We start from the raw sequence: 20,049 nt of genomic DNA, 5'->3' as shown, positions 1-20,049 counted from the left end.
GCGCTGCTGACCGTGCAGGCCTGGAACTTCACCCCGTCCGAAGCGGTCCGCTTCATCACCGCGCAGTGGCTCAGCCCGTACGCGATCGCCGCCGCCGTCGTCGCCCGCGAGGTGCCGATCTGGTTCGGCGCCTGGATCGCCCGCCGCGGACGCACCGTCACGGCCCGCAACGCCGCCGCCCGCCAGGACTACGACCGCCGCCTCGCCGAAGGGCCGCAGCTCTCCCGTCCGCAGTAATCCCGAACAGTCCGAAGCCGGCCGGCGGAATCGCCGTAGGGGTGCAGCCCCCGCAGCGGGGGAGTGAGGCCTGAGCGATGCGCGACTATCAGCGATACGCGGCCGTCGTCGCCGTGTTCGCGGCCGTGCTCTACGCGGCGCTGCTCGTCGCGGCCTTCGGCATGATCAGCCTGCTCGCCGACATCGAGGTCATCCCGGTGACGGATGCCGGCCCGCTCGTCGGTCCCGGAATGGCGGCGGCGGCCGTGCTGCTGGTTTTCGCTCTCCTGCTGTGGCTCGGGCTGCGGGCATCGCCGCGCCGCCAACGGGTGGCGCTCGGGTACGCGGCCGGAACCGGCATCGCCGCGTTCCTCGGGTTCGTCGCCGCCGGCTCCGTGCTCTATCCCCTGGGAAACGGGCAACTGTTCAGCGGGCTGACCTTCGCCGCGGCGGTGCTGCGCGAGCCGTTCGCGGCGACGACCGGCATCCTCGCCTTCGTCGTCACCCTGCTGTATTCGCTCGTGCTCGCCTCCCGCATCAACGAACACGGCCGGCCGCTGTGGCCCTGGGAACGCCCGGACGAATAGGGCGAAATCTCCCCGCCGAACACCTGCGGCATCGAGTAACCTTAATGTCCATGGATGGTTCCATCGAAGCACGCGTCGGCGATGTCGTCGACGACTGGCTGAGCTGGCTCCCCAAGTGGCGACCCGGCACGCACACCCGCAGGACGCGGCTGTGCCGCACCTGTTTCGGTTCGCCCGTCATCCGCGCCGCCGGCCTCACGACCGATGTCCCGCACGCGGTGCAGCACGCCCTCGCCATGCGCGTGAAGGCTGTGATTGACGGCTCCGTCGACGCGTACACCGAGTCCACCCTCCCGCTGCTCAGCCGGGAGATCCGCGCGAACGAGGAACGCAAGGCCGCCGTCGCGAGCTATCGCCCGGCCGACGGCCTCGACCCCGAGTTCGCCGGCCTCGAGCTCGACCCGCCCGCCGAACGTGAGGCGCCCTACCTCTTCACCTTCGCCGAACTCGCGCGCCCCGCCTCCCCGGCCGCGTTCGTCGCCGAACCGGCGCCACTCACCGCGGAGGAGAAGGCGGCAATTCGCGCCGAGCTGCGCCTCGCCGACGAGTACGCGGCCGAGGTCGGCGGCCAGGTCTGCATGGCGTTGTACCGCCATCGTGAGCGGATGCGGGCCGCGGTGAACGAGTTCGTCGAGCCCTGGGTGCAGTCCCTGCTCGCCGATCTCGACAGCACCCTCAACTCCCCGCTCTGGCCTCACGGCCTGTGAGTCGCGGACGAGTGGGGGACAAGCCGCGTGGGCCACGCGCGTGCCCGGCCCGCCGCATCCGCTCGACGGAGGCTCGCCATTTGACCGGGCTACCCGAGGGGAGTTAGTATTTCGGGGTGTGCGCTTCGTCGTGCGCTTGAGTCATGCCATCGCGATCTCGTCGTGCCGCACCTTGGGCGCCCAGACACGGCACGCATGCTGGGTTTGCTCACCGAGCAGCCCCCACGGCATACCCACTGAAACGCGCGGAACTTGTTCCGCGTGCGCCGGCGGGTCCAGATGAACTCGACAAGGACCGGAAACGGAACGAATCGAATGCTAACCATCAATGAGCTGTCACCGTGCAGCAAAAACAAGGAGTAATTAGTGCCAACCATTCAGCAGTTGGTCAGGAAGGGCCGCAGCCCCAAGGTCACCAAGACCAAGGCTCCCGCCCTCAAGGCCAACCCGCAGCAGCGCGGCGTGTGCACCCGCGTGTACACCACCACCCCGAAGAAGCCGAACTCGGCTCTCCGCAAGGTCGCCCGCGTCAAGCTGTCGAACGGTACCGAGGTCACCGCCTACATCCCCGGCGAGGGTCACAACCTGCAGGAGCACTCGATGGTGCTCGTGCGTGGCGGTCGCGTGAAGGACCTCCCCGGTGTTCGTTACAAGATCGTTCGCGGCGCACTGGACACCCAGGCTGTCAAGAACCGCAAGCAGGCTCGTAGCCGCTACGGCGCCAAGATGGAGAAGAAGTAATGCCTCGTAAAGGCCCAGCGCCCAAGCGTCCCGTTATCGCTGACCCGGTATACGGCGCCCCCATCGTCTCCCAGCTCGTCAACAAAATCCTCCTCGACGGCAAAAAGGGCCTCGCCGAGCGCATCGTTTACGATGCACTCGAGGGCGTCGTTGCCAAGAACGGTGCGGATGCTGTCGTCACGCTGAAGAGGGCGCTCGACAACGTGCGCCCCACCCTCGAGGTGCGTTCGCGCCGCGTCGGTGGTTCCACCTACCAGGTGCCGGTCGAAGTCAAGCCGCACCGCGCCAACACCCTGGCTCTCCGCTGGTTGACCAGCTACGCCAAGGCCCGTCGCGAGAAGACCATGACCGAGCGCCTCACCAACGAGATCCTCGACGCGTCCAACGGCCTCGGTGCCGCGGTCAAGCGTCGTGAAGACACACACAAGATGGCCGAGGCGAACAAGGCCTTCGCACACTACCGCTGGTAGTCGCGATCCGGTGAGCGAGCGGGGCGGGTCACCCGCCCCGCTCGCCCACCGGCTTGTCTTGTTTCGCCCCACACACCCCCAAAAAACGTCCGGAGGACACCCGTGGCACTTGATGTGCTCACCGACCTGAGCAAGGTCCGCAATATTGGCATCATGGCGCACATTGACGCTGGCAAGACCACCGTCACTGAGCGCATCCTGTACTACACGGGTGTCAACCACAAGATCGGCGAGACCCACGACGGCGCCTCGACCATGGACTGGATGGCGCAGGAGCAGGAACGTGGCATCACGATCACCTCCGCTGCGACGACCTGTTTCTGGGCCGGCAACCAGATCAACATCATCGACACCCCCGGCCACGTGGACTTCACCGTCGAGGTGGAGCGTTCGCTCCGCGTCCTCGACGGCGCGGTTGCCGTGTTCGACGGCAAGGAGGGCGTTGAGCCCCAGTCCGAGACCGTCTGGCGCCAGGCCGACAAGTACGACGTTCCCCGCATCTGCTTCGTCAACAAGATGGACAAGCTCGGCGCGGACTTCTTCTACACCGTCGACACCATCGTCAAGCGCCTCGGCGCGAAGCCGCTCGTCATCCAGCTGCCGATCGGCGCCGAGAACACCTTCGAGGGTGTTGTCGACCTCGTCGAGATGCGTGCACTGACCTGGCGCGGCGACTCCAAGGGTGACGTCGAGATGGGCTCCCACTACGAGATCGAGGTCATCCCGGCCGACCTCGTCGAGCAGGCCGCGGTTTACCGCAAGCTGCTCCTCGAGACCGTCGCCGAGACCGATGACGACCTCATGGAGAAGTACTTCTCCGGCGAAGAGCTCACCGTCTCCGAGATCAAGCACGCGATCCGCAAGCTCACGGTCAACAGCGAGATCTACCCGGTCCTCTGTGGCTCCGCGTTCAAGAACCGTGGCGTCCAGCCGATGCTTGACGCCGTCATCGACTACCTCCCCACCCCGCTCGACGTGCCGGCCATCGAGGCCCACGACGCGCGCGATGAAGAGGTCGTCGTCATGCGTCACTCTGATGCGTCCGAGCCGTTCACGGCCCTCGCGTTCAAGGTCGCGGTGCACCCGTTCTTCGGTCGCCTCACCTACATCCGCGTCTACTCGGGACACCTCGACTCCGGCGGCCAGGTCATCAACTCGACCAAGGGCAAGAAGGAGCGCATCGGCAAGATCTTCCAGATGCACGCCAACAAGGAGAACCCGGTGGCCTTCGTGACCGCCGGTCACATCTACGCGGTCATCGGCCTCAAGGACACCACCACCGGCGACACCCTGTGCGACCCGAACCACCAGGTCGTACTCGAGTCGATGACGTTCCCTGACCCGGTCATCGAGGTTGCGATCGAGCCGAAGACGAAGCAGGACCAGGAAAAGCTGGGTCTCGCGATCCAGAAGCTGGCCGAAGAAGACCCGACCTTCCGTACCGAGCAGAACCAGGAAACTGGCCAGACGGTCATCAAGGGAATGGGTGAACTTCACCTGGACATCCTCGTCGACCGCATGCGTCGCGAGTTCAACGTCGAGGCCAACGTCGGCAAGCCCCAGGTCGCGTACCGCGAGACGATCCGCAAGGCCGTCGAGCGTCACGACTACACCCACAAGAAGCAGACCGGTGGATCCGGCCAGTTCGCGAAGATTCAGATCGCGATCGAGCCGCTTGAAATCACTGCCGAAAAGGGTTACGAGTTCCTGAACAAGGTCACCGGTGGCCGCATCCCCAGGGAATACATCCCCTCGGTCGACGCGGGCATCCAGGACGCCATGCACGTCGGTGTTCTGGCCGGCTACCCGATGGTCGGCGTTCGCGCCAGCCTGCTCGACGGTGCCGCGCACGACGTCGACTCCTCGGAGATGGCGTTCAAGATCGCCGGTTCGATGGGCTTCAAGGAAGCCGTCCGCAAGGCGAACCCTGTTCTTCTCGAGCCGCTCATGAGCGTCGAAGTTCGTACGCCTGAGGAATACATGGGCGACGTCATCGGCGACCTCAACTCCCGCCGTGGTCAGATTCAGACCATGGAAGACGCGAGCGGCGTCAAGGTCATTCGTGCCTTCGTTCCGCTTTCGGAGATGTTCGGTTACATCGGCGACCTGAGGTCCAAGACCTCCGGGCGTGCCGTGTACTCGATGACCTTCGAGAGCTACGCCGAGGTCCCCAAGGCTGTTGCCGAAGAGATCATCCAGAAGAACAAGGGCGAATAGCCTGGGGCCCTCGGGCCTTTTCCGGGCCTTCGGGCCGAATCGCTTCGGCCTCCCGGCCCGAGTAACATAAGTACACAAATCCAGCAGTTTCACCGGCCGCAAACCAGCGGGCGGTGAAGCCGAGAGTCCTGAGGAGGACCCACAGTGGCCAAGGCCAAGTTCGAGCGGACTAAGCCGCACGTAAACATCGGAACGATCGGTCACGTTGACCACGGAAAGACCACGCTGACTGCAGCGATCTCCAAGGTCCTTGCCGACACGTTCCCTTCCAAGACCAACGTTCAGCGCGACTTCGCGTCGATCGACTCGGCTCCGGAAGAACGCCAGCGCGGCATCACGATCAACATCTCCCATGTTGAGTACGAGACCGAAAAGCGTCACTATGCGCACGTCGACGCACCGGGCCACGCTGACTACATCAAGAACATGATCACCGGTGCCGCACAGATGGACGGCGCGATTCTCGTTGTCGCCGCAACTGACGGCCCGATGGCTCAGACCCGTGAGCACGTTCTTCTCGCCAAGCAGGTCGGCGTGCCGTCCCTGCTCGTCGCGCTGAACAAGGCCGACATGGTCGACGACGAAGAGATCCTTGAGCTCGTCGAGCTCGAGGTTCGCGAACTCCTCACCGCCCAGGGCTTCGACGGCGACAACGCTCCTGTTGTCCGCGTGTCGGCGCTCAAGGCGCTGGAAGGCGACCCGAAGTGGGTTGGCAACATCCTGGAGCTCATGCAGGCCGTTGACGACTACTTCCCGGAGCCCGTCCGCGACAAGGACAAGCCCTTCCTCATGCCGATCGAGGACGTCTTCACGATCACCGGTCGTGGCACCGTCGTCACCGGCCGCGCCGAGCGTGGAACCCTCAAGATCAACTCCGAGGTCGAGGTTGTCGGCATCCGCCCGACGATCAAGACCACGGTCACTGGTATCGAGATGTTCCACAAGCAGCTCGACGAGGCATGGGCCGGCGAGAACTGTGGTCTTCTTCTTCGTGGCACCAAGCGCGAAGACGTCGAGCGCGGCCAGGTCGTCGTCAAGCCGGGTTCGGTCACGCCGCACACCGACTTCGAGGGCACCGCGTACATCCTGTCAAAGGAAGAGGGCGGCCGTCACAACCCGTTCTACGCGAACTACCGTCCGCAGTTCTACTTCCGTACCACCGACGTCACCGGCGTCATCACGCTGCCCGAGGGCACCGAGATGGTCATGCCCGGCGACACCACCGACCTGACTGTCGCGCTGATCCAGCCGATCGCCCTGGAAGATGGACTCGGCTTCGCTATCCGTGAAGGTGGCCGCACCGTCGGCGCCGGAACCGTGACGAAGATCATCAAGTAGTTCTTCACCACCTGCACCACTGAAACGGGTCGGTCCTTCGGGGCCGGCCCGTTTTTGCGTCCCCGCGAGACCCTTGTCGTGGGCGTGCCCCGGTTCTATCGTGGGTCGCGGTCGCACTGAAGCGGCCGGACTGGAGTGGATCATGGGACTGGACGACATCACGAAGAAGGCCCAGGAGTTCCTGGGCGACAGCAAGGTCACCGAGGCCCTGCACAGCGAGCAGGCCGAGGACATCAGCGACAAGCTGCTCGACGGCACGGCCGACGCGGTCAACAAGGTCACCGGCAACAAGTTCGAAGACCAGATCGAGCAGGCCCGCGCCGCCGCCGACACTCACGTCGGCACCGACTAGCGCTCGCGCGGCGAGCGTCCGCAGCGAGCGTCCGAGTCGGCCGCGGCGCTCAGGACGCACCACTCGAGCGCGGGTGTTCCGCCGTTCCGCGGGTGCTGTGCCAGGCGCTGAACGGCGGAACACCCGCGCTCGAGTCTGAACGCAGTCCTCCACAGGAGTGGATGTCGTCGGTAACGCACGAATGACGCCTTCGACCTCCAGATGTGCTCCGTGGGTCACATGCTCTGCAGCATGACTGAACACATTCCACCGGACCACCCTGCGGACCACTTGTTGTCCGTAGCCGACTATCAGCATTGGGGGAGGCTGACGGGAAGATCAAGTACTTCGATCCCGTCATGAGGGACGGGCGTACGCCCGAGGAAGTGCTGTGGGATGAAAAGCGCCGTGAAGATGGGGTGCGTCGGCAGGTGCACGGCTTCACTCGCTGGGGTTTCTCCATTGCGTTGAGCAGGATGCGCTTTGCGCGGGCGTCTGCTGGAGCTTGGGCTGCCTGTTCGGAGACCGGGCCTCCGCACGTGGTGAATGGCGTGTCTGTATCGAGCGCGGGCCCCGGCAGAGGGAAACGAGCGCGAAACGGGCAGCGAAGCGCTGGAAACGGGGCGAAAGGGGGCCGAAACGCGCGACACGCCGGTCGCGACACGCCCGGGTTGCACAAAGACCTACCCCTGTGGCAGACTCTTCTAGTTCAACACTTTCGACTGCCGCGCTGCACGCGGTGTCGGGATCACTGCCAGGCAGTGCATAGCCGGTGTCCACAGGACGCACGGTTAGGCCGCGGGTAGCAGAACAGAGCTTAAACCAACAGCCGGGAAAGCATGGGAAATCCATGCCTTCCCCCATGCCCCGGTATGGAGAAGCGGTTGGCTCGGTTCAGAGTCGTGCGGCTGGAAGGCTGCGGGACGAGGAATCGAAATTGACAGATGAACAGTGGTGCGACAGCAGCAGTGCTACTACGGCGTCCAATGCAGCCTTCGGGATGTACGAAGCCTTGACAAGAAAGAGAGTTCGACATGGCGGGACAGAAGATCCGCATTCGGCTTAAGTCTTACGACCACGAGGTCATTGACATCTCGGCGCGCAAGATCGTCGACACCGTGACCCGTGCGGGCGCGACAGTCGTCGGCCCCGTGCCGCTTCCGACCGAGAAGAACGTGGTGTGTGTCATCCGTTCCCCTCACAAGTACAAGGACAGCCGGGAGCACTTTGAAATGCGCACCCACAAGCGTCTGATCGACATCATTGACCCCACCCCGAAGGCCGTCGACTCGCTCATGCGTCTCGACCTTCCGGCGGACGTCAACATCGAGATCAAGCTCTAGGGCCCGCGATGTCTTACTCCGATACCAAGACCACCAAGGGTCTCCTCGGCAAGAAGCTCGGCATGACCCAGGTCTGGGACGAGAACAACAAGCTCGTTCCCGTCACCGTCATCGAGATCTCGCCGAACGTTGTCACCCAGATCCGCAGCAAGGAAATCGACGGCTACGCCGGCGTCCAGATCGCTGCAGGCGCCATCGACCCGCGCAAGGTGAACAAGCCTTCCGCCGGACACTTCGAAAAGGCGGGCGTCACGCCTCGCCGTCACCTCACCGAGCTCCGCACCGCGGATGCCGCTGACTACACCCTGGGACAGGAACTCACCGTTGACGGTGTCTTCGTTGCCGGCTCCAAGGTTGACGTCATGGGCACGAGCAAGGGTAAGGGTTTCGCCGGTGTTATGAAGCGTCACAACTTCAAGGGTGTCTCCTCCTCCCACGGTTCCCACCGCAACCACCGCAAGCCCGGTTCCATCGGTGCTTCCTCGACCCCGAGCCGTGTCTTCAAGGGCATGCGCATGGCCGGTCGTATGGGTGGCGAGCGCGTCACCGTGCTGAACCTCAAGGTTCACGCCATTGATGCCGAGAAGGGCCTCATGCTGGTCAAGGGTGCCGTTCCCGGTGCCAAGGGCCGCCTCGTATTCGTCCGCACTGCCGTGAAGGGAGCGTAACCGCATGGCCACCACGCTCGATCTCATCGATGCAACCGGCGCAAAGTCCGGTTCCGTTGAACTGCCCGCCGAAATCTTCGACGTCCAGACCAACATCCCCCTGATCCACCAGGTCGTCGTCGCGCAGCTCGCTGCCGCACGCCAGGGCACGCACAAGACCAAGCGCCGCGGAGAAGTTTCCGGTGCCGGTCGCAAGCCCTTCAAGCAGAAGGGAACCGGTCGCGCTCGTCAGGGCTCGATCCGCGCGCCCCAGATGACCGGCGGTGGCATCGTCCACGGACCGACGCCCCGCAACTACGAACAGCGCACCCCCAAGAAGATGATCGCGGCAGCACTGCGCGGATCGCTTTCCGACCGCGCCCGCGGCGACCGTCTCCACGTCGTCACCGCACTGTTCACTGCAGAGACGCCCAGCACCAAGGGCGCCATCACGCTGCTCACCCAGATCGCCAGCAGCAAGCACGTGCTGGTCGTTCTCGAGCGCACCGATGAGCTGACACTGCGCAGCATCCGCAACCTCCCGACGGTGCACGTGCTGTCCTGGGACCAGCTGAATGCCTACGACGTTCTCGTCAGCGACGACATCGTCTTCACCCTGGGCGCGTTCGACGCGTTCGTGGCGAGCAAGACCAAGAAGGAAGAGGTGTCCGCATAATGGCTACCCCGATCAACAAGGATCCCCGCGACGTCATCATCGCTCCGGTCGTCTCTGAGAAGAGCTACGGCCTGATCGACGAGGGCAAGTACACCTTCATCGTGGACCCGCGCTCGAACAAGACCGAAATCAAGCTCGCGATCGAAAAGATCTTCAAGGTGGAGGTCGCTTCGATCAACACCATGAACCGCATCGGCAAGACGCGTCGCACGAAGTTCGGTCAGGGCAAGCGCAAGGACACCAAGCGTGCCATCGTCACGCTCAAGTCCGGTTCCATCGACATCTTCACGGCCGTCGGCTAAGCGGCGCGGACTAGAGGAATAAGAAATGGCTATTCGTAAGTTCAAGCCCACGACTCCTGGTCGTCGCGGTTCATCTGTTGCGGACTTCGCAGAGATCACCCGTTCGACCCCGGAGAAGTCCCTGCTTCGCCCCCTGTCCAAGACCGGTGGCCGTAACAACCAGGGTCGCATCACCACCCGTCACATCGGTGGTGGACACAAGCGTCAGTACCGTCTCATCGACTTCCGTCGTAATGACAAAGATGGCGTCAACGCCAAGGTCGCTCACATCGAGTACGACCCGAACCGCACGGCGCGCATCGCGCTCCTGCACTTCGTTGACGGCACCAAGCGCTACATCATCGCCCCGAACAAGCTGAACCAGGGCGACATCATCGAGTCGGGTTCGGGTGCTGACATCAAGCCCGGCAACAACCTGCCGTTGAAGAACATCCCCACCGGTACCATCATCCACGCGGTCGAACTGCGTCCGGGCGGCGGTGCCAAGATGGCCCGCTCCGCCGGTTCGTCGGTTCGCCTCGTTGCGAAGGATGGCATCTACGCCCAGCTGCGCCTGCCGTCCGGAGAAATCCGCAACGTCGACGCCCGCTGCCGCGCCACGATCGGCGAGGTCGGCAACGCCGAGCAGTCGAACATCAACTGGGGCAAGGCCGGCCGGATGCGCTGGAAAGGCGTTCGCCCGACCGTTCGTGGTGTTGCCATGAACCCGGTCGACCACCCGCACGGTGGTGGCGAGGGAAAGACGTCCGGTGGACGTCACCCCGTCAGCCCCTGGGGCCAGAAAGAAGGCCGTACCCGGCACCCGAACAAGGAAAGCGACAAGCTCATCGTTCGTCGCCGTACTGTCGGCAAGAAGCGTAAGTAGGAGTAGACGATGCCACGCAGTCTCAAGAAAGGCCCTTTCGTTGACGACCACCTGCTTCGCAAGGTTGTCCGGGCGAATGAAGCCAGCAGCAAGAACGTAATCAAGACCTGGTCGCGCCGTTCGATGATCATCCCCGACATGCTCGGGCACACCATCGCGGTTCACGACGGACGCAAGCACATCCCGGTGTTCGTCACCGAGAGCATGGTCGGGCACAAGCTCGGCGAGTTTGCGCCCACCCGCACCTTCCGTGGTCACGTGAAGGACGACAAGAAGGGCCGTCGCCGCTAACGCGGTGACGTGAAGGAGGAGAAGAAATGGTGGAGTCGATCGCACGCGTGCGTCACATCCGCGTTACCCCCCAGAAGGCTCGTCGCGTCGTCAACTTGATCCGCGGCAAGCAGGCCCACGAGGCCCTGGGAATCCTGAAGTTCGCAGCGCAGGGCGCCAGCGACCCGGTGTACAAGCTGGTGGCCTCGGCCATCGCGAATGCACGAGTCAAGGCCGATGCAGCGAACACATACCTGGACGAGCAGGACCTCTTCGTGAGCCAGGCATTCGTTGATGAGGGTACGACCCTCAAGCGTTTCCAGGCCCGCGCACAGGGTCGCGCATTCCAGATCAAGAAGCGTACGAGCCACATCACTGTTGTGCTCGCCACTCCTGAGGAGGGTACGAAGTAATGGGTCAGAAAGTAAACCCGTATGGCTTCCGTCTGGGAATCACGACCGACCACGTGTCGCGTTGGTTCTCTGACAGCACGAAGCCGGGCCAGCGTTACAGCGACTTCGTCGCTGAAGACGTCAAGATCCGCCGCCTGCTGAGCACGACCCTCGACCGCGCGGGAGTTTCGCGCATCGAGATCGAGCGCACCCGTGACCGCGTTCGCGTCGACATTCACACCGCCCGTCCGGGCATCGTGATCGGTCGTCGTGGCGCCGAGGCCGAGCGGATCCGCTCCGACCTCGAGAAGCTCACGAGCAAGCAGATCCAGCTCAACATCCTCGAGGTCAAGAACCCTGAGGTCGACGCCCAGCTCGTTGCCCAGGGCATCGCAGAGCAGCTCTCCGCTCGTGTGGCTTTCCGCCGCGCGATGCGCAAGGGCCTGCAGGGCGCCCAGCGCGCCGGCGCCAAGGGTGTTCGCATCCAGGTGTCCGGTCGTCTCGGCGGCGCTGAGATGAGCCGCTCGGAGTTCTACCGCGAGGGACGCGTGCCACTGCACACCCTGCGTGCGAACATCGACTACGGCTTCTACGAAGCCAAGACCACCTTCGGCCGCATCGGCGTGAAGGTCTGGATCTACAAGGGCGACATCACCAACAAGGAACTCGCCCGCGAGCAGGCCAACGCTAAGTCGTCCCGCCCCGAGCGTCGTGACGACCGACCCCGCCGTGCGCCCCGCGCAGAGGCCGCGGCGCCGGTTGCAGCAGGAGTTGAGGCATAACCATGTTGATTCCACGCAGAGTCAAGCACCGTAAGCAGCACCACCCGGGCCGCACCGGCCACGCAACCGGTGGCACCGAGCTGTCGTTCGGCGAGTACGGCATCCAGGCCATCACCCCCGCGTATGTGACCAACCGTCAGATCGAGTCCGCTCGTATCGCGATCACCCGTCACATGAAGCGCGGCGGCAAGGTCTGGATCAACATCTATCCTGACCGCCCGCTCACCAAGAAGCCGGCCGAAACCCGCATGGGTTCCGGTAAGGGTTCTGTGGAGTGGTGGGTCGCCAACGTGAAGCCGGGTCGTGTGCTCTTCGAAATCGGCGGTGTCACTGACATCGTCGCCAAGGAAGCGCTCACCCGCGCCATTCACAAACTGCCGTTGAAGGCACGCATCATCAAGCGCGAGGAGGGCGACGCATAATGGCGATCGGATCCAAGGAGCTCGCCTCAGTCGAGCTCGACACTTTTGAAAACGAACGACTGTTCGACGAGCTGAAGAAGGCCAAGGAAGAGCTGTTCAACCTGCGCTTCCAGTCGGCCACCGGTCAGCTTGAAAGCCACGGCCGCCTCCGCGCGGTCAAGCGCGACATCGCTCGTATCTACACGGTTCTCCGTGAGCGCGAGTTGGGCATTCGCCCGACGCCCGCACCGGTCGAAGCGGCCGTCAAGGCCGACAAGGCAGAGAAGAAGCCCAAGAAGGCCCCTAAGGCTGCAGAATCCGAAACGGATGCTGTCGCTGAGGCCGTCGAAACGAAGGAGGCCTAGTCATGGCGAAGACTGACGAAACGGTCGTCGCAGCCGAGGCAGAAGCTCTCGTTCGCGGCTACCGGAAGACGCTGCGCGGCTACGTGACCAGCGACAAGATGGATAAGACCATCGTTGTCGAGGTCGAAGACCGCGTGAAGCACCCGTTGTACGGCAAGGTCATCCGCCGTACGTCCAAGCTGAAGGTCCACGACGAGGCGAACATCGCCGGCGTCGGAGACCTGGTCCTGATCAGTGAGACCCGTCCGCTGAGCGCCACCAAGCGCTTCCGCCTGGTCGAGATCCTCGAGAAGGCCAAGTAAGCCTCGCGCTTACTTGATAGAAGGGTATAAAAAGTGCTTCAGCAAGAATCACGACTCAAGGTTGCCGACAACACGGGTGCCAAGGAACTGTTGACCATCCGCGTCCTCGGTGGCTCCGGTCGTCGTTACGCAGGCCTCGGTGACACCATCGTCGCCACCGTCAAGGACGCGATCCCGGGCGGAAACGTCAAGAAGGGCGACGTCGTCAAGGCCGTCGTCGTTCGCGTCAAGAAGATGACCCGTCGTCCAGACGGTTCGTACATCAAGTTCGATGAGAACGCCGCAGTGATTTTGAAGAACGACGGTGACCCCCGGGGCACCCGAATCTTCGGACCGGTCGGTCGCGAGCTTCGCGACAAGAAGTTCATGAAGATCATCTCGCTGGCACCGGAGGTTATCTAAATCATGGCCAGACTCAAAAAGGGTGACCTCGTACAGGTCATCAGCGGCCGCAGCCAGGCACGCGGCGGCGACCGTGGCAAGCAGGGCAAGGTCATCGCCGTGCTCGTGGAGAAGAACCGTGTCCTCGTCGAGGGCATCAACTTCGTCACGAAGCACGTTCGTGTCGGCCAGACCCAGCGCGGCACCAAGACCGGCGGCATCGAGACCATGGAGGCGCCGATCCACGCGTCCAACGTGGCCATCGTCGACCCGGAGACCAAGAAGCCGACTCGCGTCGGCGTCCGCATCGAAGAGGTAACGAAGGACGGCGTCACCAAGACGGTCCGCATCCGTTACGCCAAGAAGTCAGGGAAGGACCTCTGATGACCGACACGATCGTTGCTGCGGGCGAAGCGCCCGTCAAGACGCTTCCGCGTCTCAAGCAGAAGTACCGCGACGAGATCTCCGCCAAGCTCTCCACCGAGCTCGGTTTCACGAACGTTCACCAGATTCCGAACCTCGTGAAGATCGTCGTCAACATGGGTGTCGGCGAGGCAGCTCGCGACGGCAAGATCATGGATGGCGCCGTCTCCGACCTCACCAAGATCACCGGCCAGAAGCCGCAGGTCACCAAGGCCCGCAAGTCCATCGCGCAGTTCAAACTGCGCGAAGGACAGCCCATCGGAACCCACGTCACCCTCCGCGGCGACCGCATGTGGGAATTCCTGGACCGGCTTCTGAGCCTCGCCCTTCCCCGTATCCGTGACTTCCGCGGCCTCTCGGACAAGCAGTTCGACGGTGCAGGCAACTACACCTTCGGTCTCACCGAGCAGGTCATGTTCCACGAGATCGACCAGGACCGGATCGACCGTCTTCGCGGTATGGACATCACCATCGTGACGACCGCCAAGAACAACGAAGAAGGCCGTGCGCTGCTCAAGGCGCTTGGCTTCCCCTTCCAGACGGCCGAGAACACTAAGTAGTACCGGCTAGTTTTAAACCCTGGGGCTGGACAACCGTCCAGCCCCACCACGACCAAGGTCGTCACCCGTGTAACGGATGAACGAAACCAGGCGAGAAAGGCACCACAAATGACAATGACAGATCCGGTCGCAGACATGCTGACCAGACTGCGCAACGCTAACTCGGCGTACCACGACACAGTGTCGATGCCGCACAGCAAGCTCAAAGCGCACATCGCAGACATCCTCAAGGCGCAGGGTTACATCTCCGCCTGGGATGTCAAGGATGCAGAGGTCGGAAAGACCCTCACGCTGAACCTCAAGTTCGGTCCGAACCGCGAGCGTTCCATCGTCGGCATCAAGCGGGTTTCCAAGCCCGGCCTGCGCGTGTACGCAAAGTCGACCGAAATCCCCACCGTTCTCGGTGGCCTCGGCGTTGCCATCCTGTCCACCTCCAGCGGTCTGCTCACCGACCGTCAGGCCGAGAAGAAGGGCGTAGGCGGAGAAGTTCTCGCCTACGTGTGGTAGTCGACAATGTCACGTATTGGAAGACTCCCCATCCCGATCCCCGCGGATGTCACGGTTGCCACTGAGGGCCGCCTCGTCAGCGTCAAGGGCCCGAAGGGTGAGCTTGCGCTCACCGTCGCCAACCCGATCCAGGTGTCGATCGAAGACGGCCACGTTGTCGTCACCCGTCCGGACGACGAGCGCGCATCGCGTTCGCTGCACGGCCTGACCCGCACCCTGATCGCCAACCAGATCATCGGGGTGACCGCGGGTTACACCAAGGGCCTCGAGATCGTCGGTACCGGTTACCGCGTCGCCCAGAAGGGCACCGCGGTCGAGTTCGCCCTTGGCTTCTCACACCCGGTCCTCATCGAGCCGCCCGTCGGCATCACCCTGACCGTCGAGGGCGTCAACCGCCTCACGGTCGGTGGCATCGACAAGCAGGCCGTCGGCGAGGTCGCCGCCAACATCCGTAAGATTCGCAAGCCTGAGCCCTACAAGGGCAAGGGTGTGCGTTACGCCGGCGAGATTGTTCGCCGCAAGGCCGGAAAGAGTGGTAAGTAACCATGGGTCTCGGAACTAGAGGTAAGAGCAAGGCCGCTGCCCGCGGACGCAGGCACACACGTCTTCGCAAAAAGGTCGTTGGGACGGAGCTTCGTCCCCGTCTCGTCGTCACCCGTTCGGCTCGCCACGTCTTCGTGCAGGTCGTCGACGACAGCAAGGGTTTCACCCTTGCGTCGGCATCCACGCTCGAGACGGACATGCGCACCTTCGATGGTGACAAGACCGCCAAGGCCCGTAAGGTCGGTGAACTCGTCGCCGAGCGCGCGAAGGCCGCCGGTATCGACGCCGTCGTATTTGACCGTGGCGGCAGCAAGTACGCGGGACGCGTCGCTGCCATCGCCGAGGGAGCTCGAGAGGGTGGATTGAACCTGTGACCGCTGAAACCAGTAACACAGCAGCCAAGGAGACCGTGGTGGCCGCTGAGGCACCCGTCGAAACCGCTGCGTCAACCGCTCCGGCACAGAACGAGCCTCGTGAGGCTCGTCGTGGTGGCCGTGAGCGCAACCCGAACAAGGATCGCGGAAGCCGCGACGCCGACAAGAGCCAGTTCCTGGAGCGCGTTGTCACCATCAACCGCGTTTCCAAGGTGGTGAAGGGTGGTCGTCGCTTCAGCTTCACCGCCCTCGTCGTCGTCGGTGACGGCAACGGACTCGTCGGCGTGGGATACGGCAAGGCCCGCGAGGTCCCGACCGCTATCTCCAAGGGCGTCGAGGAAGCGAAGAAGAACTTCTTCCGCGTTCCCCGCGTCGGCCTGACGATCCCGCACCCCGTCCAGGGCGAAGCCGCAGCGGGCGTTGTCCTGCTGCGTCCCGCCGCTGCCGGTACCGGCGTTATCGCCGGTGGCCCCGTCCGCGCCGTGCTCGAATGCGCCGGCATCCACGACGTCCTGAGCAAGTCGCTCGGTTCGTCGAACACCATCAACATCGTCCACGCCACCGTCGAGGCACTGCACCAGCTCGAAGAGCCGCGTGCCGTTGCCGCCCGTCGTGGCCTCGCGTACGAAGACGTGGCCCCGGCCCGTTTCCTGCGCGCCGACGCCGCGGCTGCTGCTGCAGCAGCGGCAGCAAAGGCAGGTGCCTGATGGCTCGCCTCAAAGTGACACAGATCAAGTCCAAAATTAGTGAGAAGCAGAACCAGCGCGACACGCTTCGCAGCCTGGGTCTCAAGCGCATTGGCGCTGTCGTGATCCGCGAGGACAACTCGCAGAACCGCGGCTATGTCAACACGGTTGCTCACCTCGTGAAGGTCGAGGAGATTGACTAATGGCTGACGAGAAGGACGCTGCCGCCAAGGCGGCAACCAAGCCCGCCACCGCAAAGAAGGCTGCCCCCAAGGCTGCCGCCGCGAAGACTGCACCCGCTGAGAAGCGCGAGCAGGTGCTGAAGGTCCACCACCTTCGCCCCGCTCCCGGTTCGAAGAAGGACCGTATGCGCGTCGGCCGCGGTGAAGGATCCAAGGGTAAGACCGCGGGTCGTGGCACCAAGGGCACCAAGGCACGCTACAACGTGCGCATCGGCTTCGAGGGTGGGCAGATGCCTCTGCACATGCGTACCCCGAAGCTGCGCGGGTTCAAGAACCCGTTCCGCGTCGAGTACCAGGTCGTCAACCTCGACCGTCTTGCCGAGCTCTACCCGAACGGTGGCGATGTCACCATCGCCGACCTGGTCGCCAAGGGCGCCGTTCGTGACAACGAAAAAGTCAAGGTGCTCGGTAACGGTGAAATTGCCGTTAAGCTGAACATTGCGGTCGACAAGGTCTCCAGCTCAGCTGAGCAGAAGATCGTCGCCGCGGGTGGCTCAATCAAGTAAGTCCGTAGACGCTGATCGAGCTTGTCGGGCGTCGCCATCGTTCATTCGATAGCGGCCCCGGCAGGCTCGTTTCACGTTAGTAACTGGAGGCCTTTTGTTCAGCGCCATAGCGCGGATCTTCCGCACGCCCGACCTTCGCAAGAAAATCGGATTCAGCCTCGGTATCGTGGCTCTGTTCCGACTGGGCTCGTTCATCCCCTCTCCCTTTGTGGACTTCGGAAACGTGCAAGCGTGTCTCGCGGCGAACCAGGGCACCAGTGGCCTGTACGAACTCGTCAACCTGTTCAGCGGTGGCGCGCTGCTTCAGCTGTCGGTCTTCGCGCTCGGCATCATGCCGTACATCACGGCCTCGATCATCGTGCAGCTCCTGCGCGTGGTCATCCCACACTTCGAGACCCTCTACAAAGAGGGCGCGTCCGGGCAGAGCACGCTCACCCAGTACACGCGCTATCTCACGATCGCCCTCGGCATCCTCCAGTCGACGACGCTCATCACGGTCGCCCGCAGCGGTGCGCTGTTCGGCACCTCCTCCAGCTCCGAGTGCTCGCAGCTCATCACCAACGACGCCTGGTACGCCATCATGCTCATGGTCATCACCATGACGGCAGGCACCGGCGTCATCATGTGGATGGGTGAGCTCATCACCGAGCGCGGCATCGGCAACGGCATGTCGCTCCTCATCTTCACGTCCATCGCGGCCCGCTTCCCGAACTCCCTCGGCTCGATCCTCAACCAGAAGGGCCTCGACACCTTCCTGATCGTGATCGCGGTCGGACTGCTGGTCGTCGCGGCCGTGGTGTTCGTCGAACAGTCGCAACGACGCATCCCGGTGCAGTACGCCAAGCGGATGGTCGGACGACGCACCTACGGCGGCAACAACACGTACATCCCGATCAAGGTCAACATGGCCGGCGTCGTCCCTGTGATCTTCGCGTCCTCGCTGCTGTACCTGCCGGCCCTGATCGCGCAGTTCAACCAGCCGGCTGCCGGACAGGCCCCGGCGGCGTGGGTCTCCTGGGTCACGAACAACCTGACCAAGGGCGACCACCCGCTCTACATGCTGATGTACTTCCTGCTCATCGTCGGGTTCACCTATTTCTACGTCGCGATCACCTTCAACCCGGAAGAGGTCGCCGACAACATGAAGAAGTACGGCGGATTCATCCCCGGCATCCGTGCCGGACGCCCCACGGCCGAGTACCTCGACTTCGTGCTGACCCGGGTGACCCTGCCCGGTGCGCTCTACCTCGGCCTGATCGCCCTGCTGCCGCTGATCGCATTCTCGGTGATCGGAGCCGACCAGAACTTCCCGTTCGGCGGCGCCAGCATCCTGATCATCGTTGGTGTCGGCCTCGAGACGGTCAAGCAGATCGACTCCCAGTTGCAGCAGCGTCACTACGAAGGGCTTCTCCGATGACCCGCTTGCTCGTGATCGGCCCGCCCGGCGCCGGCAAGGGCACCCAGGCGGTTCGCCTGGCCGCTGCCTTCGGTATCCCCGCCGTCTCGACCGGCGACATCTTCCGCTTCAACGTGACGAACCAGACCGAACTCGGCCTCAAAGCCAAGGCGTTCATGGACAAGGGCGCCTACGTGCCCGACTCGCTGACCAATGAGATCGTCGCCGACCGGCTCGCCCAGACGGATGCCGCTGGCGGTTTCCTCCTGGACGGTTACCCGCGCACGCTCGAACAGGTGCACGAGCTCGACCGCCTGCTCGACGCCGAAGGCACCGCACTCGATGCCGTCGTCCAGATCTCAGCGGACACCGACGAGGTCGTCGCCCGTCTGCTCAAGCGCGCGGCCGAACAGGGCCGAGCGGACGACACGGCCGACGTCATCCGTCACCGTCTCGAGGTTTACTCGGAGCAGACCGCTCCGCTTATCGACGTGTACGGGGCCCGCGGGCTCGTTGTCACCGTTGACGGCCTCGGTGCCGTCGATGCGGTGACCGAGCGCATTCTGAGTGCCCTCGCGGAGCGCGAGCTTCACGCCGTCGACATCAACACGGACGCACCGAGCGCGTCCTGATCCGTTTGCGGGGAACCAGGCAATGAGCCTTCGTCGATCCATCTACAAGTCGCCGGCACAGTTGCGGCTGATGATCGCACCGGGCCTCGCGACCGCCGCGTCCCTCGACGCGGCCCGCGCTCTGATGCGGGCCGGTGTCACGACCCTCGAGCTCGATGCGGCCGCAGAGGCCGCAATTGTGGCTCGCGGCGGCCTGCCGAACTTCAAGCTCGAGCAGGGTTACTTCCACACGGTGTGCGCGAGCGTGAACGAGGACGTCGTCCACGGCATCCCGGGCGCCCGTGTCCTCGCCCCTGGCGACATCGTCTCGATCGACAGCGGCGCGATCCTCGACGGCTGGAACGGTGACGCCGCCTTCAGCTTCGTGATCCCGGACCCGAGCAGGCCTGAGGTCGTGGCCGAACGCCAGAAACTCTCCGACGTCACGGAGCAGTCCCTGTGGCACGGGATCGCCCGCCTCGCTGAGGCGCGGTACCTCAACGAGGTCGGCGACGCCATCGAGGACTACATCGAGTCGCAGGGCAGCTACGGCATCCTGACCGACTACGTCGGCCACGGCATCGGCCGGTCCATGCACGAAGCCCCTCCTGTCTTCAACTACCGGGTGCGCCAGAAGGGACCGGAGGTCAAGCCCGGACTCGTCGTCGCCATCGAGCCGATGGTCGTGCTCGGATCGATCGACACCTTCGTCCGCGACGACGACTGGACCGTCGCGACGAGTGACGGCCTCGCGGCCGCGCACTGGGAGCACAGCGTCGCCGTGCACAAGGACGGCATCTGGGTGCTCACCGCCGAGGACGGCGGCGCAGCCCAGCTCGCCCCCCTCGGCGTCATCCCCGTCCCCATC

Annotated in this window: 30 protein-coding genes and 1 pseudogene; all 31 read left to right on the top strand. The window is 63.9% G+C overall.

The annotated features are described in order from the left end of the window. Positions 1 to 237, top strand: a pseudogene (locus QN345_RS06155) (hypothetical protein); the annotation flags it as partial. A 77-nt stretch (positions 238 to 314) separates the two neighbouring features. Beyond that, the gene (locus QN345_RS06150) at positions 315 to 803 is read left to right on the top strand and encodes a DUF6121 family protein (protein ID WP_134449880.1); all 489 of its coding nucleotides are present in this window, start codon (positions 315 to 317) and stop codon (positions 801 to 803) included. 44 nt (positions 804 to 847) lie between these two features. Then, complete coding sequence (locus QN345_RS06145; RefSeq protein ID WP_241987496.1) at positions 848 to 1,510, top strand: spermidine/putrescine ABC transporter substrate-binding protein; 663 nt, start codon at positions 848 to 850, stop codon at positions 1,508 to 1,510. Positions 1,511 to 1,876: 366 nt separating this feature from the next. Beyond that, positions 1,877 to 2,251 (top strand): 30S ribosomal protein S12, encoded by a 375-nt coding sequence (rpsL, locus tag QN345_RS06140; protein WP_055787040.1) that lies wholly within the window; start codon positions 1,877 to 1,879, stop codon positions 2,249 to 2,251. Continuing rightward, complete coding sequence (rpsG, locus tag QN345_RS06135) at positions 2,251 to 2,721, top strand: 30S ribosomal protein S7 (RefSeq protein ID WP_323508509.1); 471 nt, start codon at positions 2,251 to 2,253, stop codon at positions 2,719 to 2,721. Before rpsL ends, rpsG begins: the two co-directional genes overlap by 1 nt. Before the next feature lie 102 nt (positions 2,722 to 2,823). Next, positions 2,824 to 4,938: an elongation factor G gene (gene fusA, locus QN345_RS06130; protein ID WP_134449882.1), complete on the top strand. Its 2,115-nt coding sequence runs from the start codon at positions 2,824 to 2,826 to the stop codon at positions 4,936 to 4,938. A gap of 144 nt (positions 4,939 to 5,082) precedes the next feature. Next, complete coding sequence (tuf, locus tag QN345_RS06125) at positions 5,083 to 6,276, top strand: elongation factor Tu (RefSeq protein WP_134449883.1); 1,194 nt, start codon at positions 5,083 to 5,085, stop codon at positions 6,274 to 6,276. Positions 6,277 to 6,418: 142 nt separating this feature from the next. After that, positions 6,419 to 6,628, top strand: coding sequence for an Rv0909 family putative TA system antitoxin (locus QN345_RS06120; protein ID WP_174774565.1), 210 nt, complete (start codon positions 6,419 to 6,421; stop codon positions 6,626 to 6,628). Between the two features lie 1,013 nt (positions 6,629 to 7,641). After that, positions 7,642 to 7,950, top strand: coding sequence for a 30S ribosomal protein S10 (gene rpsJ, locus QN345_RS06115; protein ID WP_035834607.1), 309 nt, complete (start codon positions 7,642 to 7,644; stop codon positions 7,948 to 7,950). A gap of 8 nt (positions 7,951 to 7,958) precedes the next feature. Continuing rightward, the gene (rplC, locus tag QN345_RS06110; RefSeq protein ID WP_134449885.1) at positions 7,959 to 8,618 is read left to right on the top strand and encodes a 50S ribosomal protein L3; all 660 of its coding nucleotides are present in this window, start codon (positions 7,959 to 7,961) and stop codon (positions 8,616 to 8,618) included. Positions 8,619 to 8,622: 4 nt separating this feature from the next. Continuing rightward, complete coding sequence (rplD, locus tag QN345_RS06105; protein ID WP_134449886.1) at positions 8,623 to 9,273, top strand: 50S ribosomal protein L4; 651 nt, start codon at positions 8,623 to 8,625, stop codon at positions 9,271 to 9,273. Then, complete coding sequence (gene rplW, locus QN345_RS06100) at positions 9,273 to 9,575, top strand: 50S ribosomal protein L23 (protein WP_104100968.1); 303 nt, start codon at positions 9,273 to 9,275, stop codon at positions 9,573 to 9,575. Before rplD ends, rplW begins: the two co-directional genes overlap by 1 nt. 25 nt (positions 9,576 to 9,600) lie before the next feature. After that, positions 9,601 to 10,440: a 50S ribosomal protein L2 gene (rplB, locus tag QN345_RS06095; RefSeq protein WP_134449887.1), complete on the top strand. Its 840-nt coding sequence runs from the start codon at positions 9,601 to 9,603 to the stop codon at positions 10,438 to 10,440. A 9-nt stretch (positions 10,441 to 10,449) separates the two neighbouring features. Then, positions 10,450 to 10,731 carry a 30S ribosomal protein S19 gene (gene rpsS, locus QN345_RS06090; protein ID WP_134449888.1) on the top strand — a complete coding sequence of 94 codons (282 nt, stop codon included), beginning with the start codon at positions 10,450 to 10,452 and terminating at the stop codon, positions 10,729 to 10,731. A 26-nt stretch (positions 10,732 to 10,757) separates the two neighbouring features. Further along, positions 10,758 to 11,123 (top strand): 50S ribosomal protein L22, encoded by a 366-nt coding sequence (gene rplV, locus QN345_RS06085; protein WP_134449889.1) that lies wholly within the window; start codon positions 10,758 to 10,760, stop codon positions 11,121 to 11,123. Beyond that, positions 11,123 to 11,884, top strand: a complete 762-nt coding sequence (rpsC, locus tag QN345_RS06080; RefSeq protein WP_134449890.1) for a 30S ribosomal protein S3 — start codon at positions 11,123 to 11,125, stop codon at positions 11,882 to 11,884. Before rplV ends, rpsC begins: the two co-directional genes overlap by 1 nt. Before the next feature lie 2 nt (positions 11,885 to 11,886). After that, the gene (gene rplP / locus QN345_RS06075) at positions 11,887 to 12,306 is read left to right on the top strand and encodes a 50S ribosomal protein L16 (protein WP_134449891.1); all 420 of its coding nucleotides are present in this window, start codon (positions 11,887 to 11,889) and stop codon (positions 12,304 to 12,306) included. Continuing rightward, positions 12,306 to 12,650: a 50S ribosomal protein L29 gene (gene rpmC, locus QN345_RS06070; protein WP_134449892.1), complete on the top strand. Its 345-nt coding sequence runs from the start codon at positions 12,306 to 12,308 to the stop codon at positions 12,648 to 12,650. Before rplP ends, rpmC begins: the two co-directional genes overlap by 1 nt. Before the next feature lie 2 nt (positions 12,651 to 12,652). After that, positions 12,653 to 12,952, top strand: coding sequence for a 30S ribosomal protein S17 (rpsQ, locus tag QN345_RS06065; RefSeq protein WP_134449893.1), 300 nt, complete (start codon positions 12,653 to 12,655; stop codon positions 12,950 to 12,952). 33 nt (positions 12,953 to 12,985) lie between these two features. Next, positions 12,986 to 13,354, top strand: a complete 369-nt coding sequence (rplN, locus tag QN345_RS06060; RefSeq protein ID WP_134449894.1) for a 50S ribosomal protein L14 — start codon at positions 12,986 to 12,988, stop codon at positions 13,352 to 13,354. Positions 13,355 to 13,357: 3 nt separating this feature from the next. Further along, on the top strand, positions 13,358 to 13,717 hold the full coding sequence (gene rplX, locus QN345_RS06055; protein WP_134449895.1) for a 50S ribosomal protein L24: 360 nt from the start codon (positions 13,358 to 13,360) through the stop codon (positions 13,715 to 13,717). Further along, a complete protein-coding gene (gene rplE, locus QN345_RS06050; protein WP_134449896.1) occupies positions 13,717 to 14,316 on the top strand; it encodes a 50S ribosomal protein L5 in 600 nt (199 codons plus the stop codon). Before rplX ends, rplE begins: the two co-directional genes overlap by 1 nt. A gap of 108 nt (positions 14,317 to 14,424) precedes the next feature. Then, positions 14,425 to 14,823, top strand: coding sequence for a 30S ribosomal protein S8 (gene rpsH, locus QN345_RS06045; RefSeq protein ID WP_066597609.1), 399 nt, complete (start codon positions 14,425 to 14,427; stop codon positions 14,821 to 14,823). Between the two features lie 6 nt (positions 14,824 to 14,829). Further along, positions 14,830 to 15,366, top strand: a complete 537-nt coding sequence (gene rplF, locus QN345_RS06040) for a 50S ribosomal protein L6 (protein ID WP_323508508.1) — start codon at positions 14,830 to 14,832, stop codon at positions 15,364 to 15,366. A gap of 2 nt (positions 15,367 to 15,368) precedes the next feature. Further along, positions 15,369 to 15,740 (top strand): 50S ribosomal protein L18, encoded by a 372-nt coding sequence (gene rplR / locus QN345_RS06035; RefSeq protein WP_134449898.1) that lies wholly within the window; start codon positions 15,369 to 15,371, stop codon positions 15,738 to 15,740. 35 nt (positions 15,741 to 15,775) lie between these two features. After that, positions 15,776 to 16,447, top strand: coding sequence for a 30S ribosomal protein S5 (gene rpsE, locus QN345_RS06030; RefSeq protein WP_104101028.1), 672 nt, complete (start codon positions 15,776 to 15,778; stop codon positions 16,445 to 16,447). Then, positions 16,447 to 16,629: a 50S ribosomal protein L30 gene (gene rpmD / locus QN345_RS06025; protein WP_174774564.1), complete on the top strand. Its 183-nt coding sequence runs from the start codon at positions 16,447 to 16,449 to the stop codon at positions 16,627 to 16,629. Before rpsE ends, rpmD begins: the two co-directional genes overlap by 1 nt. Then, entirely contained in the window at positions 16,629 to 17,174 is a 546-nt protein-coding gene (rplO, locus tag QN345_RS06020; protein ID WP_134449899.1) for a 50S ribosomal protein L15, read from the top strand. The genes rpmD and rplO overlap by 1 nt, the downstream gene beginning before the upstream one ends. A gap of 94 nt (positions 17,175 to 17,268) precedes the next feature. After that, complete coding sequence (secY, locus tag QN345_RS06015; protein WP_134449900.1) at positions 17,269 to 18,591, top strand: preprotein translocase subunit SecY; 1,323 nt, start codon at positions 17,269 to 17,271, stop codon at positions 18,589 to 18,591. Beyond that, the gene (locus tag QN345_RS06010; RefSeq protein WP_323508507.1) at positions 18,588 to 19,202 is read left to right on the top strand and encodes an adenylate kinase; all 615 of its coding nucleotides are present in this window, start codon (positions 18,588 to 18,590) and stop codon (positions 19,200 to 19,202) included. The genes secY and QN345_RS06010 overlap by 4 nt, the downstream gene beginning before the upstream one ends. Positions 19,203 to 19,224: 22 nt before the next feature. Then, a partial coding sequence (gene map, locus QN345_RS06005; RefSeq protein WP_323508506.1) for a type I methionyl aminopeptidase occupies positions 19,225 to 20,049 on the top strand: 825 nt, incomplete at its 3' end.

The organism is Cryobacterium sp. 10I1 (assembly GCF_035019805.1).
Classification (GTDB): domain Bacteria; phylum Actinomycetota; class Actinomycetes; order Actinomycetales; family Microbacteriaceae; genus Cryobacterium; species Cryobacterium glucosi.
The sequence above is the reverse complement of the archived record's forward strand: the minus strand, read 5'-3'. Positions and strand labels throughout refer to the sequence as shown.

Coding starts and splice junctions, on each gene's coding strand:
- QN345_RS06150 (WP_134449880.1), top strand. CDS start 315: ATGCGCGACTATCAGCGATACGCGGCCGTCGTCGCCGTGTTCGCGGCC.
- QN345_RS06145 (WP_241987496.1), top strand. CDS start 848: ATGTCCATGGATGGTTCCATCGAAGCACGCGTCGGCGATGTCGTCGAC.
- rpsG (WP_323508509.1), top strand. CDS start 2,251: ATGCCTCGTAAAGGCCCAGCGCCCAAGCGTCCCGTTATCGCTGACCCG.
- QN345_RS06120 (WP_174774565.1), top strand. CDS start 6,419: ATGGGACTGGACGACATCACGAAGAAGGCCCAGGAGTTCCTGGGCGAC.
- rpsJ (WP_035834607.1), top strand. CDS start 7,642: ATGGCGGGACAGAAGATCCGCATTCGGCTTAAGTCTTACGACCACGAG.
- rplC (WP_134449885.1), top strand. CDS start 7,959: ATGTCTTACTCCGATACCAAGACCACCAAGGGTCTCCTCGGCAAGAAG.
- rplD (WP_134449886.1), top strand. CDS start 8,623: ATGGCCACCACGCTCGATCTCATCGATGCAACCGGCGCAAAGTCCGGT.
- rplW (WP_104100968.1), top strand. CDS start 9,273: ATGGCTACCCCGATCAACAAGGATCCCCGCGACGTCATCATCGCTCCG.
- rplB (WP_134449887.1), top strand. CDS start 9,601: ATGGCTATTCGTAAGTTCAAGCCCACGACTCCTGGTCGTCGCGGTTCA.
- rpsS (WP_134449888.1), top strand. CDS start 10,450: ATGCCACGCAGTCTCAAGAAAGGCCCTTTCGTTGACGACCACCTGCTT.
- rplV (WP_134449889.1), top strand. CDS start 10,758: ATGGTGGAGTCGATCGCACGCGTGCGTCACATCCGCGTTACCCCCCAG.
- rpsC (WP_134449890.1), top strand. CDS start 11,123: ATGGGTCAGAAAGTAAACCCGTATGGCTTCCGTCTGGGAATCACGACC.
- rplP (WP_134449891.1), top strand. CDS start 11,887: ATGTTGATTCCACGCAGAGTCAAGCACCGTAAGCAGCACCACCCGGGC.
- rpmC (WP_134449892.1), top strand. CDS start 12,306: ATGGCGATCGGATCCAAGGAGCTCGCCTCAGTCGAGCTCGACACTTTT.
- rpsQ (WP_134449893.1), top strand. CDS start 12,653: ATGGCGAAGACTGACGAAACGGTCGTCGCAGCCGAGGCAGAAGCTCTC.
- rplX (WP_134449895.1), top strand. CDS start 13,358: ATGGCCAGACTCAAAAAGGGTGACCTCGTACAGGTCATCAGCGGCCGC.
- rplE (WP_134449896.1), top strand. CDS start 13,717: ATGACCGACACGATCGTTGCTGCGGGCGAAGCGCCCGTCAAGACGCTT.
- rpsH (WP_066597609.1), top strand. CDS start 14,425: ATGACAATGACAGATCCGGTCGCAGACATGCTGACCAGACTGCGCAAC.
- rplF (WP_323508508.1), top strand. CDS start 14,830: ATGTCACGTATTGGAAGACTCCCCATCCCGATCCCCGCGGATGTCACG.
- rplR (WP_134449898.1), top strand. CDS start 15,369: ATGGGTCTCGGAACTAGAGGTAAGAGCAAGGCCGCTGCCCGCGGACGC.
- rpmD (WP_174774564.1), top strand. CDS start 16,447: ATGGCTCGCCTCAAAGTGACACAGATCAAGTCCAAAATTAGTGAGAAG.
- rplO (WP_134449899.1), top strand. CDS start 16,629: ATGGCTGACGAGAAGGACGCTGCCGCCAAGGCGGCAACCAAGCCCGCC.
- QN345_RS06010 (WP_323508507.1), top strand. CDS start 18,588: ATGACCCGCTTGCTCGTGATCGGCCCGCCCGGCGCCGGCAAGGGCACC.